General features: G+C 66.7%; 14 protein-coding genes. 10 read left to right on the top strand and 4 right to left on the bottom strand.

From position 1 onward, the window contains the following. Nucleotides 1-2: 2 nt before the first annotated feature. The 9 genes from ilvC to ACP7BH_RS07860 all read left to right on the top strand — a co-directional run bounded on the left by ilvC (nucleotide 3) and on the right by ACP7BH_RS07860 (nucleotide 9,997). Nucleotides 3-1,016: a ketol-acid reductoisomerase gene (gene ilvC, locus ACP7BH_RS07900; RefSeq protein WP_425982309.1), complete on the top strand. Its 1,014-nt coding sequence runs from the start codon at nucleotides 3-5 to the stop codon at nucleotides 1,014-1,016. 18 nt (nucleotides 1,017-1,034) lie between these two features. Beyond that, the gene (gene ilvG, locus ACP7BH_RS07895) at nucleotides 1,035-2,747 is read left to right on the top strand and encodes an acetolactate synthase 2 catalytic subunit (protein WP_425982311.1); all 1,713 of its coding nucleotides are present in this window, start codon (nucleotides 1,035-1,037) and stop codon (nucleotides 2,745-2,747) included. 1 nt (nucleotide 2,748) lies between these two features. Then, nucleotides 2,749-3,000 (top strand): ACT domain-containing protein, encoded by a 252-nt coding sequence (locus ACP7BH_RS07890; RefSeq protein ID WP_425982313.1) that lies wholly within the window; start codon nucleotides 2,749-2,751, stop codon nucleotides 2,998-3,000. Continuing rightward, nucleotides 3,000-4,247, top strand: coding sequence for a 2-isopropylmalate synthase (locus ACP7BH_RS07885; protein ID WP_425982315.1), 1,248 nt, complete (start codon nucleotides 3,000-3,002; stop codon nucleotides 4,245-4,247). Before ACP7BH_RS07890 ends, ACP7BH_RS07885 begins: the two co-directional genes overlap by 1 nt. A gap of 144 nt (nucleotides 4,248-4,391) precedes the next feature. Beyond that, entirely contained in the window at nucleotides 4,392-5,801 is a 1,410-nt protein-coding gene (gene leuC / locus ACP7BH_RS07880) for a 3-isopropylmalate dehydratase large subunit (RefSeq protein ID WP_425982317.1), read from the top strand. A 149-nt stretch (nucleotides 5,802-5,950) separates the two neighbouring features. Continuing rightward, nucleotides 5,951-6,535 carry a 3-isopropylmalate dehydratase small subunit gene (gene leuD / locus ACP7BH_RS07875; RefSeq protein ID WP_425982320.1) on the top strand — a complete coding sequence of 195 codons (585 nt, stop codon included), beginning with the start codon at nucleotides 5,951-5,953 and terminating at the stop codon, nucleotides 6,533-6,535. Further along, nucleotides 6,535-7,641, top strand: coding sequence for a 3-isopropylmalate dehydrogenase (leuB, locus tag ACP7BH_RS07870; protein ID WP_425982322.1), 1,107 nt, complete (start codon nucleotides 6,535-6,537; stop codon nucleotides 7,639-7,641). The genes leuD and leuB overlap by 1 nt, the downstream gene beginning before the upstream one ends. A 236-nt stretch (nucleotides 7,642-7,877) precedes the next feature. Beyond that, nucleotides 7,878-9,221 carry an ammonium transporter gene (locus tag ACP7BH_RS07865; RefSeq protein WP_425982325.1) on the top strand — a complete coding sequence of 448 codons (1,344 nt, stop codon included), beginning with the start codon at nucleotides 7,878-7,880 and terminating at the stop codon, nucleotides 9,219-9,221. An 80-nt stretch (nucleotides 9,222-9,301) separates the two neighbouring features. After that, a complete protein-coding gene (locus ACP7BH_RS07860; protein ID WP_425982328.1) occupies nucleotides 9,302-9,997 on the top strand; it encodes a TorF family putative porin in 696 nt (231 codons plus the stop codon). A gap of 62 nt (nucleotides 9,998-10,059) precedes the next feature. Here ACP7BH_RS07860 and ACP7BH_RS07855 read toward each other — a convergent pair whose 3' ends face one another. From ACP7BH_RS07855 to ACP7BH_RS07840, 4 genes are all read right to left on the bottom strand, one after another. Then, nucleotides 10,060-12,432, bottom strand: coding sequence for a glucan 1,4-alpha-glucosidase (locus ACP7BH_RS07855; RefSeq protein WP_425982331.1), 2,373 nt, complete (start codon nucleotides 12,430-12,432; stop codon nucleotides 10,060-10,062). 8 nt (nucleotides 12,433-12,440) lie between these two features. Continuing rightward, on the bottom strand, nucleotides 12,441-13,382 hold the full coding sequence (locus ACP7BH_RS07850; RefSeq protein ID WP_425982334.1) for an alpha/beta hydrolase: 942 nt from the start codon (nucleotides 13,380-13,382) through the stop codon (nucleotides 12,441-12,443). Next, complete coding sequence (locus tag ACP7BH_RS07845) at nucleotides 13,379-14,896, bottom strand: MFS transporter (protein WP_425982337.1); 1,518 nt, start codon at nucleotides 14,894-14,896, stop codon at nucleotides 13,379-13,381. Before ACP7BH_RS07845 ends, ACP7BH_RS07850 begins: the two co-directional genes overlap by 4 nt. A gap of 181 nt (nucleotides 14,897-15,077) precedes the next feature. Continuing rightward, nucleotides 15,078-17,141: a glycoside hydrolase family 97 protein gene (locus tag ACP7BH_RS07840; RefSeq protein ID WP_425982340.1), complete on the bottom strand. Its 2,064-nt coding sequence runs from the start codon at nucleotides 17,139-17,141 to the stop codon at nucleotides 15,078-15,080. A gap of 106 nt (nucleotides 17,142-17,247) precedes the next feature. On the opposite strand from ACP7BH_RS07840, the gene ACP7BH_RS07835 reads away from it, so the two are divergent. Next, nucleotides 17,248-18,267: a LacI family DNA-binding transcriptional regulator gene (locus ACP7BH_RS07835; protein WP_425982343.1), complete on the top strand. Its 1,020-nt coding sequence runs from the start codon at nucleotides 17,248-17,250 to the stop codon at nucleotides 18,265-18,267. The last annotated feature ends 1 nt before the right edge of the window (nucleotide 18,268 follow it).

Below are 18,268 nucleotides of genomic sequence, written 5' to 3'. Positions count from 1 at the left end.
CCATGGCCATCACCATTTACACCAACGAAGACATCCGCCCCGGCGCCATCGCCGGCCAGCGCATCGCCATCATCGGCTATGGCTCTCAGGGGCGCGCCCACGCCCAAAACCTGAAGGACAGCGGCCATGACGTGGTCGCCGGCGTCCGTCACGGCGGCACCGGCTGGAAACGCGCCACCGAGGACGGCGTCGCGACCGCCGAGCCGGCCGAGGCCGTCAAGGGCGCCGATATCATCGCCATTCTGACCCCGGACATGGTCCAGGGCGACGTCTATCGCGACATCATCGAGCCGAACGCCAAGGAGGGCTCGGCCCTGCTGTTCGCCCACGGCTTCTCGATCATCTACGAGCGCATCACCCCCCGCGCCGACATGGACGTGATCCTGGTCGCGCCGAAGGGACCGGGCGATCTGGTCCGTCGCGAGTTCCAGCGCGGCCGCGGCGTCCCCAGCCTGTTCGCCATCGAGAAGGACGTGACCGGCAAGGCCCGCGACCGGGCCATGGGCTACGCCAAGGGCAATGGCGGCGCGACCGGCGGCCTGCTGGAAACCACCTTCCGCGAAGAGACCGAGACCGATCTGTTCGGCGAACAGGCGGTCCTGTGCGGCGGCGCCAAGGAACTGGTCATGCAGGGCTTCAACACCCTGGTCGAGGCCGGCTATCAGCCCGAGATAGCCTATTTCGAATGCCTGCACGAGCTGAAGCTGATCGTGGACCTGTTCTACGAAGGCGGCATCTCGAAGATGCACCACTTCATCTCGGAGACCGCCAAATACGGCGCCGTCGCCAGCGGCCCGCGCGTCGTCAACGAAGAGACCAAGGCCCGCATGAAGACCATTCTGGACGAGATCCAGGACGGCACTTTCGCGCGCAACTGGATCGCCGAGAACGAGGCCGGCAAGCCGCAGTACGAAGCCTGGCTGAAGGCGGACCGCGAAAGCCAGATCGAACAGGTCGGCGCCCGTCTGCGCGAGCGGATGGCTTGGCTGAACACGCCCAAGTCCGAAGCGGCCTGAGCCCAAACGAAAGACCGGATGACCCTGATGACCGCCGCCGCCTTCAAATCCTCAGCCGAGGCCGCCCCCCAGTCGGGTGCGCGCCTGCTGGTCTCCACCCTGGAGCGGCTGGGCGTGGAGGTGGTGTTCGGTTATCCGGGCGGCGCCATCATGCCAGTCTATGACGCCCTGGCCGGATCCAAGCTGAAGCACATCCTGGTCCGCCACGAGCAGGGCGCGGCCTTCGCCGCCGACGCCTATGCGCGCAAGAGCGGCAAGGTCGGGGTCTGCATCGCCACCTCCGGCCCCGGCGCCACCAATCTGATCACCGGCATCGCCAATGCGCTGATGGATTCCGTGCCCATCGTCTGCATCACCGGCAATGTCGCCCAGGGCCTGATGGGCACCGACGCCTTCCAGGAGATCGACATCCTGGGCGTCACCCTGCCGATCGTGAAACATTCGATCCTGGTCCGGTCCGCCGCCGATGTTCCGGCCGCCATCGAGGAAGCCTTCCATATCGCCGCCTTGGGTCGGCCCGGTCCCGTCCTGGTCGATCTGCCCAAGGACGTGCAGTTCGCCATGACCAGCGAAGACTACGGCTTCCACATTCCCAACGACACGCCGCGCATCGATCACGACGCCATCGCCGCCGCCGAGGCCGCGATCCGGGCCGCGAAGAAGCCGCTGGTCTATATCGGCGGCGGGGTGAAGATCGGCCGTGCGACCGAGGCCCTGCGCGCCTTCGTCGCCGCGACAGGCATTCCGCAGGTCTCGACCCTGAACGCCCTGGGCACCATCCCGACCGACGCGCCCGGCATGCTGGGCATGCTGGGCATGCACGGCGCCCGCGCCGCCAATCATGCGGTTCAGGACAGCGATCTGCTGATCGTCTTCGGCGCCCGGTTCGACGACCGCGCGACCGGCAAGCTGGCCGAGTTCGCGCCGAACGCCCGGATCGTCCATTTCGACATCGACGCCTCGGAAGTCGACAAGCTGCGGGCGGCCAATGTCGCCGTCGTCGGCGAGCTGCGCGAAGGCGTCGAGGCCCTGACGCAGCGGATGCGCGCGGGCGCGGCGCTGGACATTCATGGCTGGGCTGACGACTGCGCGCGCGCGGCCGAATCCGGCGCGCACCGCTATGACGCGCCGGGCGAGGGCGTCTATGCCCCGGCTTTGCTGAAGGAAGTGTCCGAAGCGGCCGGCGATGATTTCGTCGCCGCCTGCGACGTGGGCCAACACCAGATGTGGGCCGCCATGCACTGTCGCTTCTCGCGGCCCGAAGCTCACATCACCTCGGGCGGCCTGGGGGCAATGGGGTTCGGCCTGCCCGCCGGCATCGGCGCCAAGCTGGCCGATCCGTCGGCGACGGTCGTCACCATCGCCGGCGACGGCGGCTTCATGATGAACATCCAGGAGCTGGCGACGCTGAAGCGTTACGGCATCCCGCTGAAAATCGTGCTGATCGATAACTCCAGCCTGGGCCTGGTGCGCCAGTGGCAGGAGCTGTTCTTCGCCGAGAACTATTCCGAGATCGACCTGTCCGACAATCCGGACTTCGTGAAGGTGGCCGAGGCCTTTGGCATCGAGGCCTTCCGTATCGATCGCCGCAATCAGGTGTCGGACGGCATCCAGCGCCTGCTGGCCGCCGAAGGCCCCTGCCTGGCCCATGTGGTCATCGATCCCCGAGACAATGTCTGGCCGCTGGTTCCGCCGGGCAAGAGCAACGCCGAAATGATGGAGGGCTCCTGAGATGAGCGACACGATCCACATCCAGATCGACCGTGCGGACGGTTCGCTTCAGCGTCTCATCGGCCTGGTGGAGCGCCGGGGCTTCCACATCGACGGCATGAGCATGGCTGACGAGGGAACCTTCCGCCGTATCGCCCTGACCGTGCGCGGCCGCGACGCCGGTCGGTGCATGGAGAACCTGGGCCGCCAGATCGACCGCCTGTTCGGCGTGCGCCGCATCGGCAACGACATTATTCAATCCGAGGCCGCGTAATGACCGCCGAAAAAGTACGAGTATCCGGCGTATCCCGAACTGAGGAGATCGCCGCCGATCCCAACCGCGTCATCGTGTTCGACACGACGATGCGGGACGGGGAACAGGCCCCCGGCTTCTCCATGAGCGCCCAAGCCAAGCTGAAGATGGCCCAGGTCCTTAAGGACCTGGGCGTCGACGTTATCGAGGCCGGGTTCGCCGCCGCCTCGCCGGGCGACGAAGACTGCATCCGCCGCGTGGCCGGCGAGATCGAGGGGCCGGTCTTCTGCTCCCTGTCGCGCGCCAACGAAAAGGACATCGACGCCACTTTCCGCGCCCTGCAGCCGGCGCCCAAGTCGCATCGTCGCTGCCACACCTTCATCGGCACCAGCCCGATCCACCGCACGGCCAAGCTGAAGATGTCGACCAACGAGGTTCTGGCCACGGCCGTCCGCTCGGTCGAATACGCCGTAAGCCTGTTCGACGACGTCGAGTTCTCGGCCGAGGACGCCTTCCGCACCGAGCCGGAGTTCCTGGCCGATGTGCTGGAGGCCGCCGCAGACGCCGGCGCCCGGACCCTGAACGTGCCCGACACCGTCGGCTATGCGACCCCGGAAGAGGTGCGCGAGACCTTCCGCGCCCTGGCGGCGCGCATTCACAAGCGCCATCCGCACGTGATCTTCTCGGCCCACTGCCACGACGACCTGGGCATGGCGGTCGCCAACTCCCTGGCCGCGATCGAAGGCGGCGCGCGTCAGGTCGAGGGTGCGATCAACGGCATCGGCGAACGCGCCGGCAACGCCTCGATTGAAGAAGTCATCATGGCCCTGAAGGTCCGCGAGGACCGTTACGGCGTCACCACCGGCGCCGACAGCCGCCACCTGGTTCGCGCCTCCAAGATCCTGTGCGAGATCACCGAGACGGTCATCGCCCGCAACAAGTCCGTGGTCGGCATCAACGCCTTCGCACACGAGGCGGGCATCCATCAGCACGGCATGCTGGCCGACAGCCGCACCTATGAGATCATGCGGCCCCAGGACGTGGGCTTCGAGGGCAGCTGGTTCGTTCTGGGCAAACATTCGGGCCGTCACGCCATCGCCAAGCGCGCCGAAACCATCGGCCGTCCCATCGAAGGCGAACGCCTGGCGGCCGTGGTGGCCGGCTTTAAGCAGCGCGCCGATCAGATCGGCGAGATCAGCGACGCCGAACTGATCGCCATCATCGACCGGGTCGACGGCGTTGAGGAGACGGTGGCCCAGTATGCGTAGGTTTGATTTCCGCTCATCCCCGCGAAAGCGGGGACCCAGTGCTTTCGCGAGGCGCTGTGCGGGGGATCGCCGCCGGGACATGACGGGTGACGCCTGTCGCCCACAGAACTGGGTTCCCGCTTTCGCGGGGATGAGCGGAGAGGGATGATGGCCCGCACCCTGTTCGACAAGGTCTGGGACGCCCATGTCGTCCGGTCGGAAACGGCCGATACGCCGGGCGTGCTGTATATCGATCTGCACTTGGTCCACGAAGTCACCAGCCCCCAGGCCTTCAGCGAGATCGAGGCGCGCGGCCTGAAGGTGCGGCGTCCCGACCGGACCTATGCGACTCTGGACCATTCGACCCCGACCCTGCCGGCGGGGCTGAACGGGCTGAAGCCCTATGTCACGGCCCAGGCCGAGGCCCAGGTTCATCGGCTTGAGAAGAACTGCGCCGCCCACGGGGTGCCCCTGGCGGGTTGGGACTCCGACGACCGCGGCGTGGTCCATGTGATGGGGCCGGAACTGGGCCTGACCCAGCCGGGCATGACCGTGGTCTGCGGCGACAGCCACACCGCCACGCATGGCGCGTTCGGGGCTTTGGCCTTCGGCATCGGCACCTCGGAGGTCGGCCATGTGCTGGCGACCCAATGCCTGTTGCAGCGCAAGGCCAAGGCCATGCGGGTGACGGTGGACGGGCGGCTGCAGCCCGGCGTCTCGGGCAAGGATGTCGCCCTGGCCGTCATCGCCGCCATCGGATTCGGCGGCGGCACCGGCTATGTCATCGAATACGCCGGCGAGGCGGTGCGGTCGCTGGACATGGAAGGGCGGATGACCCTGTGCAACATGTCCATCGAGGCCGGCGCCCGCGCGGGCATGATCGCTCCGGACCAGACCACCATCGACTGGCTGCGCGGCCGGAAACACGTGCCCGCCGACTATGAGGCGGCGACGGCCGAATGGCTGAAGCTGGCCACGGATCCGGGTGCGACCTTCGACAAGGAAGTGGCCATCGACGGCGACGCCATCCGTCCGATGGCGACCTGGGGCACGACCCCCGACGCGGGCGCGCCGATCGGCACGCCCGTGCCGCAACCCCAGTCGGACTCCGACCGCAAGGCCATCGCCTATATGGGCTTCACCGCCGGCGAGGCGACGACCAGCCAGCCGGTGGACGTGGTCTTCATCGGCTCCTGCACCAACGGCCGTCTGCCCGACCTGCGCGCTGCCGCCGAGGTGCTGCGGGGCCGCAAGGTCAAGCCGGGCCTGCGCATGCTGGTGGTGCCGGGTTCCGAGGCCGTACGGCGCGACGCCGAGGCGGAAGGCCTGCACGAGGTCTTCATCGCCGCGGGCGCCGAATGGCGTATTCCGGGCTGTTCGATGTGTATCGCCATGAACGGGGATTTCGTCGCGCCGGGTCAGCTGGCCGTCTCGACTTCCAACCGCAATTTCGAAGGCCGCCAGGGCAAGGACGCCCGCACCATCCTGGCCAGTCCGGCGACGGCGGCGGCGACGGCGGTGGCCGGGGTGCTGACCGATCCGCGCGTCTATCTGCAGGAGGCGGCCGATGCGTAGCTTCACCGCCTCCCGCTCATCCCCGCGAAAGCGGGGACCCAGTGCTTTCGTGAAGCACAATGCGCGGGATGGCCGCCAAGGCGTGACCGGCGACAGGCGTCGCCCACAGAACTGGGTCCCCGCTTTCGCGGGGATGAGCGGAGAAGAGAATGTCTGAGCCCTTCCAGGTCCTGACCTCGAAAACCGTGACCCTGAGTCAGGCCAATATCGACACCGACCAGATCATCCCCGCGCGCTTCCTGACCACGACCTCTCGCGAGGGGCTGGGCAAGGCCGCCTTCTACGACTGGCGCTATGAGGCCGACGGGTCGGAGAAGCCCGAGGCCATCCTGAACCGGATCGATCCCAGCGAGCATCGCATCCTGCTGGCGGGCAAGAATTTCGCCTGTGGTTCGTCGCGCGAACACGCCCCCTGGGCCCTGTACGACTATGGGTTCCGCGCAGTGATCTCGACCGAGATCGCTGACATTTTTACATCTAACGCGTTGAAAAACGGCCTGCTGCCGATCGTCGTCAGCCAGGCGGTGTGGGACGATCTGGCGTCGCAACCGGATCAGCCGGTCACGATCGACCTCCAGGCCAACCAGATCCGACGCGGCAATGCCCAGCCCGTGCCGTTCGAGGTCGAATCCTTCGCGCGCGAATGCCTGTTGAACGGGGTGGACACCCTGGGCTGGCTGCAAGCAAACATGCCTGAGATCGAAGCCTACGAGCGATCGAGAGAGACCGTCTGATGACCCACGCCGCCCCCAAGACCTACAACATCGTCCTGCTGCCCGGCGACGGCGTCGGACCGGAAGTGACGCGCGCCGCGCTCGACGTACTGGCCGTCATCGGCGACTTCTACGGCCATGATTTCCAATTCTCCGAACACCTGATCGGCGGCGCGGCCATCGACGAGACGGGCGAGCCTTTGCCTGAGGCCACGCGCGCCGCCTGCGTCGCGTCCGACGCCGTCCTGCTGGGCGCGGTCGGGGGGCCGAAATGGGATGGCGGCAAGCGCCGTCCGGAAGAAGGCCTGTTGGCGATCCGCAAGGCCATGGGCCTGTTCGCCAATCTGCGTCCGCTCCAGGTGTCGCCGGTGCTGGCCCATCGGTCGCCGCTGAAGAAGGAGATCGTCGAGGGCGTCGATCTGATCGTCTTCCGCGAACTGACGGGCGGTGTCTATTTCGGCGAGAAAACCCGCACCGCCGACCGCGCCACCGACCTGTGCGAATACACGGTGCCGGAGATCGAGCGCGTCACCCGCGCCGCCTTCCAGACCGCGCGTCAGCGACGGGGCAAGGTGACCTCGGTCGACAAGGCCAATGTCATGGAGACCAGCCGCCTGTGGCGCGAGGTGGTCACCCGCATCCACGCCGAGGAATTCCCCGAGATCGAGCTGGAGCATGCCCTGGTCGATTCCATGGCCATGCACCTGATCCGCAAGCCGCGCGAATACGACGTCATCCTGACCGAGAACATGTTCGGCGACATCCTGTCGGACGAGATTTCGGTGCTGGGCGGCTCCATCGGCCTGTTGCCTTCGGCGTCGCTGGGCGCGGGCGGTCCGGGACTGTTCGAGCCGATCCACGGCTCTGCGCCGGACATCGCCGGACAGGATCTGGCCAATCCGGTCGGGACGATCCTGTCGGCGGCCCTGCTGCTGCGTCACAGCCTGAAGCTGGAGGATGAGGCCGATTCCATCGAGGCCGCTGTTGCGGCTGTCCTCGCCGCCGGCGCCATGACGGCGGATCTGGGCGGGGCGCTGGGCACCCGGGCCGCGACGGAGGCGGTGATCGACGCCATTCGCGCCATCCACTGGGCGGCGGCGCACCGTGTGCAGATGCACTGGGCCTGAAGCACATCGGGCGGAAACGGTCCTAAACGACCGGCGAATTTCCTGCCTCTCAACCTTGGCTGTTGAGACACGAAACTGACCTACGAAGCGCATGAACTGCACAGTTCATGCGCTTCATGCTTTTTAATGTGTGACCGTTGCAAGAAAGTTGCACCGGCGGCGGTGAATCCCCTTGCGTGTTTCGCGATTGCAGTAAAACCTTCGCAACTGCGAGATTGCATAGGGGGTACTAGCTCATGTCGCGGACAACGAACCGACTTATGGGGGCCGCAGGGCTCCTTCTTCCAACACTCTGCCTTATGGCCGCCGGAGCGGCCAATGCGCAGGACGCTGCGCCTGCGCTGCTGGGCCACCAGGCTGCGCTGGAACTGGATAGCGCCGGCACGTCGTGGCTGGGCACATCCACCGCCCTGGTTCTGCTGATGACCCTCCCCGGTCTGGCGCTGTTCTACGGCGGCATGGTGCGCAAGAAGAACGTCATCGCCACCATCACCCAGTCCGTCGGCGTGTTCGCCGTGGTGTCGCTGGTGTGGTTCATCGCCGGCTACAGCCTGGCCTTCGGCGCCAACGGCAATACGGCGCTTCAGCCCTATATCGGCGGCCTGGACATGCTGTTCCTGAACGGCGTGTCGTTGCAAACCGCCAACGCCCTGCTGCCGGGCATTCCCGAGTTTCTGTTCATCTCCTTCCAGATGACCTTCGCCATCATCACGCCTGCGCTGGTGACCGGCGCCTTCGCCGAGCGGATGAAATATTCGGCTTTGCTGCTGTTCACCGCCCTGTGGTCGCTGCTGGTCTATGCGCCCATCTGCCACTGGGTTTGGGGCGGCGGCTTCCTGGGTAGCGCCGGCGTACTGGACTTCGCCGGCGGCGCCGTCGTTCACGTCAACTCGGGTGTCGCGGGTCTAGTCTGCGCCATCTTCCTGGGTCGTCGCAAAGGCTATGGCATCGAGCCGATCCTGGCGCACAATCCGGTCCTGACCATGATCGGCGCCTCGCTGCTGCTGGTGGGCTGGATCGGGTTCAACGCCGGTTCGGCGGGCGCCGCCAACGACCTGATGGGCGTGGCGCTGCTGAACACCATCCTGGCCGCCGCCGCCGGCGCCCTGACCTGGAAGATCGTCGAATATATCGAGAAGAAGAAGGTCTCGCTGGTCGGCATGCTGTCGGGCGTCGTCGCGGGTCTGGTCGCGATCACCCCGGCGGCCGGCTTCGTCGATCCCAAGGGCGCGGTCATCATCGGCCTGATCGCCGGCCCGGTCTGCTACGCCTCGTCGGTGTGGATCAAGAAGCTGCTGCGCTACGACGACAGTCTGGACGCCTTCGGAATCCACGGCGCAGGCGGCCTGATCGGCGCCCTGCTGACCGGCGTGTTCGCCACGACCGCGATCAACAGCCTGTCGGAAGGTGCCAACGTCGGCGCCCAGGCGCTGGGTCTGCTGTGGACCATCGTCTACAGCGCCGTCGGCACCCTGATCATCCTGTTCATCTGCAAGTTCACCACGGGCCTGCGCGTGAGCGAGGCGGAAGAAGCCGCCGGTCTGGACACCTCGCTCCACGGCGAAGCGCTGGAACACTGACGGAGAGCGGGCGCGGCTCCCGAACCCCGCGCCCGACTTTTCCGACCTCGAACAGAACAAGCATAACAAGGGGATAGACTATGAAGAAGACCACCATCCGCGCGGCCGCCGCCGCAACGCTCGCCCTGGGTCTGATCGGCCTCGCCGCGCCGGCCTCGGCCCAGAGCACCGTCGATGTCGCCTGGAACGTCGGCGTCGTCAGCGACTATGTGTTCCGCGGCTTCAGCCAGACCGGCGAGGATCCCGCCATCCAGGGCGGCGTCGATCTGACCTCGGGCAGCTTCTACGGCGGCGCCTGGGCCTCGAACGTCGATTTCGGCGATGACACCGATGCTGAGTTCGACATCTACGGCGGCTATCGCACTGAGGCCGGCGGCTTCGCGCTCGATTTCGGCGTGATCGGCTATCTGTACGCCGGCGCGCCGGACGGGGCCGACTATAACTATGCGGAGTTCAAGGCGGCCGCATCGCGCGCTGTCGGACCCGCCACCATCGGCGCCGCCGTCTATTATTCGCCTGACTTCTTCGGCGCGGACGAGGCCGCCACCTATGCCGAAATCAACGGGGCCTTCAGCCCGGCTGACAAGTGGACGATCTCGGGCGCTGTCGGCCAACAGTGGCTGGACGTCACCGACGACTATGCGACCTGGAACGCCGGGGTCGCCTACGCCCTGACCGACAACCTGGCCATCGACGTCCGTTACCACGACACCGATGTGAAGGGCGTTGACGGAGCCTACGATCGGGTGGTCGCAGGTATTAAGCTGACCTTCTGATCCCAGATCTATCGGTGATCTAAGAATGAGGCCCCGGAGAGCGATCTCCGGGGCCTTTTTCATCAGCGGGCGTAACGGTCGTGGACGGGGTCGTAGCTGTCCCAGACCTTGCCGTCGGCCAGCGACCGCAGCAGTTTCAGATATTCGGCATGGGTCCAGGCCAGGGGCGTGGCCGAATCCGTATTCTGACCCAGGGCGTAGGCCTTGGTCGTCGGATCGCCCACGCCGTCCCAGACCTGTTCGGCCAGCATCAGCCCGTCATTGGCGAACCGCTCCATACCGCGCACATAGGTCTGGCGGATGGCGGCGATGTCGGCCGCCGAGGGGGCGCCGTTCACACTGACGCGGGCCAGTTCATAGTGACCGCGTTCGCCGGTGAAGAAGGGCCAGACCCGGCCGCGTTGACCAGGGCTCATCTCGCCGCCGACGCCGTAGTTGGCGCCCGTCAGGTGATCCTCGCCATAGCCATCGACGCCGTAACGCCGCCAGCCCGGCGTCTTGTCGCCCTCGGGACCGAAGTCGTAGCGGACCCGATACAGCGGCTCCAGCGACTGGTCGTCATAGACGGGCAGGGTGGACAGGATGTGCGGATCGTCGGCCTTGCGCACGCCGTAGCGGACCAGTTCCAGGAAGCCGCCATCCACGACCCGATCCTCGGCCGGAGCGATCTGGCCGTTGGCGGCGCCGATCGGGGCCTTGTCGTTCGGGTTCTCGTTCTGGGTGATGCGAATGTAATAGCGGCCGTCGCCGAAGTCGCCGTTGGTGGTGAACATCCGGTCTTCGATCTTGGACGCATAGCTGTCGGCGGCGATCTGATACCTCGTCGCGCCCGTCGCATCGCCCGAGGCGCGCGCCATTTCGGCCGCGACCGTCAGGCCGGCGACCACGGCGGCGGTCGATGACGGCGAATAGCCCTGCTGCTCTTCCCAGCGTTCCTGCTGGGTGAAGGGCGGCTTGATCTCGGCTTCGTTCCACAACAAGCCGATCTTGCCGCCGCCCACCAGGAAGTCGGCGGCCGGTTTCAGCATGGCGTTGTAGTGCTCGGTCATCTGGGCGTCCGACAGCCAGCCCATCTTCCACAGACGATAGCCCAGCATGATCGGCATGGCGGTCTGGTCCAACTGGACCGCGACCCATTCCAGTTCGCCGTCGACATGGGTCTTCTGCAGGAACCAGCCGCCGACGCCGGTATTGCCCGGCGTGTTCGGACCGACCTGGACCTGGGGCAGATAGTTGAAGGCCGCCAGCGGCGTCTCCTTGTCGCCCAGGGCCGCCAGGGCCATGGCCACCTGATAGAAGTCACGCGGCCAGACGGCCTTGTAGCCGGTCGAGGACTTGGACGCGTCCACCGTGTCGCCCCAGGGGTTGGACAGGGACGCGATCAGGGCGCCGGCGTGGGCGCGGTCTTCCTGCACCTTCAGCATCAGGGCCGAGGCATAGGCCAGCTTGCCGCCGTCGGTCGCCTGTTCGGCGATGCGCGGCAGTTCGGTGAGAGAGCCGACATAGTCTTCCCAGCCGACGCGCTCGCCCTCGCCGTTGAAGCGGGCCAGCACCTCGTCCAGACCGGTCGCGAACGAACCGTCCGCCGCCGCCCGCGCTTCGGCCTCGCTGTCGCCGAAGCCGATGACGAAGTCGCGCGTGATCCGGCTGCTTTGGCGCAGTCGCGGCAGGGCGCCGGTCATCATTGTGTTGCCGGCCTGATCGCCGGTGGAGGCGTAGGTCCAGTCCAGCTTGCCGTCCGTCAGGTCCGTCAGACCGTCCGAGGCGCCGACGAAGCCGACACTGGCCTTTTCGAAGGCCTCGGTGGGCTTCAGGAACAGGTGGGTATCGCCTTCCCAGGCGTGGAATCCATCTCGCGTGACCTGGCCACGGTCATCGACGCCAGTGTTAGCGATGTGCGGTTCCAGCATCAGATAGGGCGTCACATCGCCCTTCAGCGCCGTGATGGTGACCCGCAGCACCAGGGCGTTGCGGTCGGGATCGCTGAAGATCTGCTTGTCGATCTGGAAGCGGCCGTTCTTGTCCTGTGTCGTGACGCGATAGGCCGGCGAGAGCGGACGCCCCCGCGCGTCGACGTGCAGATATTCGGTGCGGCTGGTGGTGTCGTCGCCTTCGACGACCAGACCGTCCTGGGTCACGCCGGCGAATCGCAGGGCCTTGATCTGGGCCTCGTGGATCAGCCCGTACATGGTTTCGGTCAGGACGCCGTCGGCGATGGAATACCAGACCTTGGACACAGCCCCGGTCGGGCCGCCGTCGCGATACTGGCCATCCACATAGGCTTCGTAGGACGCGCCCGCGCCGGTCTTGGCGGCGCTGGACCAGACGGGCGGCGCGCCGGGCGCGCCGGGGGCGACGCCTGATTGGGCGCTCGCGGCGGAAGCGAGGGCCAGGCCGGCGGCGCCGGCGAGGCAGAAGGTACGGAAGTGACGCATTGTGGTCCTCACGGGTTGCGCGTGGGGGCGGGGGAAAGAAGGAAGGTCAAAGGCACGTCCAGGCGCTGGTTCCAGGACGCTTCATTGTGCTGGGCGCCGGGGAAGACCAGGCTGCGGAAGTCGCCGGGGCCATATCCGCGACGGCGGAAAGTTTGGTCCACCTGGGTCTGGAAGACGGCGTAGAATTGATCCAGCGTCTCGTCGCCCCGGTCGAAATAGAAGCGGTGGTCGCCCGGCTCGGGCAGGCCGCGTTCGATCACGCCGGTCCAGGCCGCGACCAGACGTTCGCGCCAGTCGTCCAGCGCCGCGCCAGGCTCAAGCCCTTCGACCTTCAGCGGCCAATGGGTGGACAAACAGGCGGCGGCGGAAAAGACCTGCGGCCGCTTCATTACCGCATACATGGAGATCAGGCCGCCCATGCTGGAGCCGGCGATCATCGTATCCTGCGGCCCGCTGAGGGTGCGATAGGCGCCGTCGATTAAGGGCTTCAGCTCCTCGACCAGGAACCGCAGATAGGCGTCGGACAAGGACGGGCCGCCGTAGATGGCCTGGACCTCATTGCGCATGTCGGCGGTAAGGGCGGCGATCAGGTCGGCGGGGACATATTCCCGCAGCCTCAGATCGGTGTTCCAGATCCCCACCACGATTGGGGCCCGGACCTGACCGCTCGCGATCAGCCGCGTCAGATGCTCGTCCACGCCCCATTCGCCGAAGTTGGCCGTGGCCGGATCGAACAGGTTCTGGCCGTCATGCATATAGAGGACGGGCCAGGCGGCGTCGGACGCTTCGTATCCCGGCGGCAGCCAGACCGAGACGTTGCGCGCCTTTACATGGGCCGACGCGACCGCCTCATGCCGCACCAACCGCCCGCCCGCGATAACGCCCTCGGCGCGCGCCGCGCCGGCGAAGGGCAGGGCGGTCAGAAGGGCGAGAAGACCGCGCCGGTTCATGCTCGGTGCTCCTTGACCATCAGCGCACTCGCGGCGGCCAGCACGAAGGAGACGGCGCCTAGGACCAGGGCCCAGATGGCCTGGCCGTCGAACAGGGTCTTCAGGATCAGGCCAAGGACGGTGGCGGCCAGCAGCTGGGGCACGACGATGAAGATGTTGAAGACGCCCATATAGACGCCCATCTTCCGGTCCGGCACCGCCGCCGACAGGATGGCGTAGGGCATGGAGACGATCGACGCCCAGGCGAAGCCGACACCGATCATCGGCAGCCACAGCAGGCCCGGCTCGCGGATGACGAAGACCCCGAACAGGCCCGCCGCGCCCAGCAACAGCATCAAGGCGTGGGTGGCCTTGCGGCCGATGCGCTTGGCGAGAACCGGCAGGGTGAAGGCCGCCAGGGCCGCCACGCCGTTATAGACCCCGAACAGAACCCCGACCCAGTCGGCGCCGGTAGCATAGGCGGCCGAGGTCGTGTCGGTCGTGCCGTAATGGACGCTGGTCACGGCCGCAGTGGTGTAGATCCACATGGCGAACAGGGCGAACCAGCTGAAGAACTGAACGATCGCCAGGCCGCGCATCGTCTCGGGCATGCGGAAGATGTCGTTCAGGATCTCTGTTGCGGCGTTGACGATGCGGCGGCGCTGCATCATGCCGACGGCCATCTGAAGCAGGCCGAAACCGGCGAAGAAGCCGGCCAGGACCAGCAGTTCCTTTTCCAAATCCAGCACTGAAATCAGCACGAAGCCTAGTCCGCCCAGGACGGCGCAGACCAGGCCGGAAGTCATCCAGCCCTGAACGCTGCGCGCCGGCGCCTCGGGGCCGTCATCAACGGGTGCGCCTAGCGCTTCCTGCTTGGCGCGTTCGAAGGCAGCGATCTGTTCGGGGCTGTATTCCCTGGTGCTCAGCACGGTCCACAGGACGGCTGCGAACAGGCCGGCCGCGCCGACATAGAAGGCGATCTTGACCGACAGGGGCACGACGCCGGCCTCCGCCGTCGAGGCGATGTTTAAGACGTTGGACAGCAGCCACGGCAGGGTCGAGGCGAAGACCGCCCCGGCGCCGATGAAGAAGCTCTGCATCGCATAGCCGGCGGTGCGCTGCTCCTCCGGCAGATTGTCGCCGACGAAGGCGCGGAACGGCTCCATGGTGATGTTGATCGAGGCGTCCATGATCCACAGCATGGCTGCGGCGAACCACAGGCTGGGGCTGTTGGGCATGGCGATCAGGGCCAGGGTGGTCAGTATGGCCCCGATCAGGAAATAGGGGCGACGTCGCCCGAACCGGGTCCAGGTCTTGTCGCTGAAATGGCCGATGATCGGCTGGACCAGCAGGCCGGTCAGCGGAGCGGCGATCCAGAGGATGGCCAGCGAATCCACCTCGGCGCCCAGGGTCTGGAAGATGCGGCTGGTGTTGGCGTTCTGCAGGCCGAAGCCGATCTGGATGCCGAAGAAGCCGACGCACATGTTCCAGATCGCCAGGCCTGACAGGCGCGGGCGGTGGGCGAGCAGGCTCATGGACAGACACCCGATCCTTCTCCCCTCGGGGGAGAAGGTGGGCGGCGAAGCCGCTCGGATGAGGGGGCTGCCGGATGCGGATTTCGCGTCGGACGATCGGGGCGCGAAACCAACCCCCTCATCCGTCTCGCTCCGCGAGCCACCTTCTTCCCCGAGGGAAGAAGGAGATCATTGGCGATGCTCATCTCCGACGGCTCCGGCCCAGCGGTACGAAGCGGATCGCCTGACCGCCGCCGGGAGCCAGGGCCAGGGTCAGGACGTCGGCCGAGGTGACCTCGCGCTGTTCGATGACGATGTCCTCGCGTTTGCCTTTGTAGTCGGCCTCGGGGCCGTCGCGATAGATTTCGGCCCGATAGCGACGTCCGCTGTCCAGGAAGTCCAGCGGCGCGGACAGGACGCGCGGGTGCTCGTCGGTGACGGCGCCCAGGGCCCAGATGTCCGTGCCGCGTTCCTTGCGGGCGGTGACGACATAGTCGCCCATTTCGGCGGCCAGGGTGCGGCTCTCGTCCCAATCGACCGGCACGTCCTTGATGAATTGGAACGGGCCGGGATTGTTCTCGTAGTTGACCAGCAGGTCGGCCGCCATCTGGATCGGGCTGTAGATGACGACATAGAGGGCCAGCTGTTTGGCCCAGGTCGTCTGCACCCCGCCGGGGCTGCGCGTCTCCATGCCGAAGATGCCGGGGGTGTAGTCCATCGGTCCGGCCAGCAGGCGGGTGAAGACCAGGTTCGGCTCGTGCTCTGGCGGATTGCCGGGGTTGCCCCAGGCCGAATATTCCATGCCGCGCTGGCCTTCGCGGCTGATGATGTTGGGATAGGTGCGGCGCAGGCCCGTGTCCTTGAACGGCTCGTGGGCGTTGATCGCGACCTTGTGGCGGGCGCCGGCCTCGACGACCTTCATATGGTGCTGGGCCATCGCCTGACTTTCGTGCCAGGCCATGACCATCTGTCCATCCGGTCCGGCGACGCGCGCGCCCTGGGCGTCAGCCACATATCCGGTCTTCACCGAATGGACGCCGAGGCGTTCATACAGGGCCATCGCCGGTTCGAGCTGCTGCTCATAGTGGAAGGCGTTGCCGCCGGTCTCGTGGTGGCCGATCAGTTGCACACCCTTGGACCGGGCGTGGGCGCAGACCGCCTCGATGTCGAAATCGGGGTAGGATTCAGTGAAGCTGAAGTCCGAACCATTGGCGAACCACTGGCCGTCCCAGCCCTTGTTCCAGCCCTCGACCAGGACGCCGCCGAAGCCGTGCTGGGCCGCAAAGTCGATGTGCTTGATGGTGTTTTCGGTGGTCGCGCCATGCTTGGGACCGGCGTTCCAGCTCTTCAGCTCCAGGTGCATCTCCCACCAGACGCCGACGTATTTCATCGGCTTGAACCAGCTGACGTCGCCCAGCTTGTTGGGTTCGTTCAGGTTTAGGATCAGGCTGGAGTCGATCAGGCCCGACGCGCTGTCCGAGATCTGAAGCGTGCGCCACGGGGTGTTGAACGGGGCCTCGCGCACCACGGCGGCGTTGGTCAGACCGGGCGTCAGTTGGGCGCGGAAGTTCGTGCCCTCGGAGCGGCGCAGGTTCATGCCGGCGTAGTCGATGCAGGCGGCCTCGTGGATCGAGACGTGCAGGCCCGACTGGCCCTTGACCGTCATCGGGGTCTGGGCGCTGCCCACCGCGTCGATCGGCGTGCGGCTGTAGAGGTATTCCTCGCGGTTCCATTCCCAGGCTGGGCACCACAGGGCCTCGCCGTTTTCGGCCAGGTTGAACTCGGTGATTTCCGACCCGATGCGGACGGTCTTCAGCGCGGCCTGGTCCGGGAATTCGTAGCGGAAGCCCAGGCCGTCGTCATACAGGCGGAACACCACGTCCACGCGGCGTTGCAGGCCCGAACGCTCGGCATAGGCGACGCGCCATTCGTTGTAGTGGTTGCGGATCAGGCGGCGCTCGCCCCACGGCTGCTCCCACGTGTCGTCCACGGTGACCGGCTGGCCGGCGGTGATGGTCAGGCCGCGTTCGATGGCGGGGGCGTCGGTCAGCAGGAAACCCAACTTGGACGGGGCCACCACGACCCGGCCCTGGCGCAGAACCGAATACATCGGCCGGCCATCGTTGTCGGTGAAGGCCTCGACCGTCAGCATGCCGCCGGGCGAGCTGGCGCGGGCATGGGTCGGCGTGGTCTGGGCGCGCACGCCGGTCGCTCCAAAAGCCAGGATCGAAGCGCCGCCAAGGGCCAGGAAAGATCTGCGTTGCATCATGGGAACTCCGTTACGCCGCCTCTTGCCAACCGCCGCGAACGGTGGCTGAAATATTTGCAGAAAAATTTGCAGCGCCGAAACGCTGTTGTGAGGACCCGCGACCTTGAGCCGCAAGACAACCCGTCTGGAAGACATAGCCCGCCTGGCGGGGGTGTCCATCGCCACCGCCTCGCGCGCGCTGAACGACAGCCCCGCCGTCAACGACCGCACCAAACAGACGATCTGGAAGCTGGCGAAGGAACACGACTATCCGTTCCGCCGCCACATGCCCGCCGGCCCCATCGGCGCCCAGGGCACCATCGCCCTGGTCGTGCCGCGTCCGCAGGGGCGCGAAGGGCGCCTCAGCGATCCCTTCTTCCTGGAACTGCTGGCCGGGGTAGGCGAGGCTGCGCGCGAACGCGGCTGCGATCTGCTGATGAGCCATATCTCGCCCGCCAACTATGACGAGCTGTCGGGCGCGCTCAACACCAGCCGCGCGGACGGGGTGATCTTCCTGGGGCAGTCCAGCCTGCATTCGGCCTTCAACCGGCTGGTGGACGCCGACCATCGCTTCGTCGTCTGGGGCGCCGAACTGCCGGATCAGGACTATTGCTCCATCGGCTCGGACAATATCTCGGGCGGGCGTCGTGCGACCCTGCATCTGGCGCGGCTGGGGCGAAAGCGCATCGTCTTCCTGGGCGACCTGGATCCGCCCGAGTCGATGCAGCGGCATCGCGGCTATCTGGACGCCCTGGCCCAAGCCGGGCTGGCGGTCGAACCGGACCTGATCGTATCGGCCCATTTCGAGGTCGAATCGGCCGAGGCCACGGTGGACGCCCTGATCCGACGCGGCGTCGCCTTCGACGGGGTGGTGGCCGCCTCCGACCAGATCGCCCTGGGCGCCGTGCGCGCCCTGTTGCACGCCGGTATCGACGTGCCAAGCCAGGTCTCGGTCATCGGTTTCGACAATGTGCCGTTCAGCCGCTACTCGCGCCCGGCCCTGTCCACCATCGCCCAGGACACGATGAAGGCCGGCCGGCTGATGGTGTCCAAACTGCTGGACCACGGCGGCGCCGACGTCGGCGCCGGCCGGTCGGAGCGTGTGCCCACCGAGCTGATCGTGCGCGAGACCTGCGGCGGCTGAA

The sequence above is a fragment of the Brevundimonas sp. TWP2-1 genome, assembly GCF_049897645.1.
Taxonomy (GTDB): domain Bacteria; phylum Pseudomonadota; class Alphaproteobacteria; order Caulobacterales; family Caulobacteraceae; genus Brevundimonas.
Note: the sequence above shows the minus strand (reverse complement) of the source record. Positions and strands in the feature narration are given on the sequence as shown.

Coding starts and splice junctions, on each gene's coding strand:
- ilvC (WP_425982309.1), top strand. CDS start 3: ATGGCCATCACCATTTACACCAACGAAGACATCCGCCCCGGCGCCATC.
- ilvG (WP_425982311.1), top strand. CDS start 1,035: ATGACCCTGATGACCGCCGCCGCCTTCAAATCCTCAGCCGAGGCCGCC.
- ACP7BH_RS07890 (WP_425982313.1), top strand. CDS start 2,749: ATGAGCGACACGATCCACATCCAGATCGACCGTGCGGACGGTTCGCTT.
- ACP7BH_RS07885 (WP_425982315.1), top strand. CDS start 3,000: ATGACCGCCGAAAAAGTACGAGTATCCGGCGTATCCCGAACTGAGGAG.
- leuC (WP_425982317.1), top strand. CDS start 4,392: ATGATGGCCCGCACCCTGTTCGACAAGGTCTGGGACGCCCATGTCGTC.
- leuD (WP_425982320.1), top strand. CDS start 5,951: ATGTCTGAGCCCTTCCAGGTCCTGACCTCGAAAACCGTGACCCTGAGT.
- leuB (WP_425982322.1), top strand. CDS start 6,535: ATGACCCACGCCGCCCCCAAGACCTACAACATCGTCCTGCTGCCCGGC.
- ACP7BH_RS07865 (WP_425982325.1), top strand. CDS start 7,878: ATGTCGCGGACAACGAACCGACTTATGGGGGCCGCAGGGCTCCTTCTT.
- ACP7BH_RS07860 (WP_425982328.1), top strand. CDS start 9,302: ATGAAGAAGACCACCATCCGCGCGGCCGCCGCCGCAACGCTCGCCCTG.
- ACP7BH_RS07855 (WP_425982331.1), bottom strand. CDS start 12,432: ATGCGTCACTTCCGTACCTTCTGCCTCGCCGGCGCCGCCGGCCTGGCC.
- ACP7BH_RS07850 (WP_425982334.1), bottom strand. CDS start 13,382: ATGAACCGGCGCGGTCTTCTCGCCCTTCTGACCGCCCTGCCCTTCGCC.
- ACP7BH_RS07845 (WP_425982337.1), bottom strand. CDS start 14,896: ATGAGCCTGCTCGCCCACCGCCCGCGCCTGTCAGGCCTGGCGATCTGG.
- ACP7BH_RS07840 (WP_425982340.1), bottom strand. CDS start 17,141: ATGCAACGCAGATCTTTCCTGGCCCTTGGCGGCGCTTCGATCCTGGCT.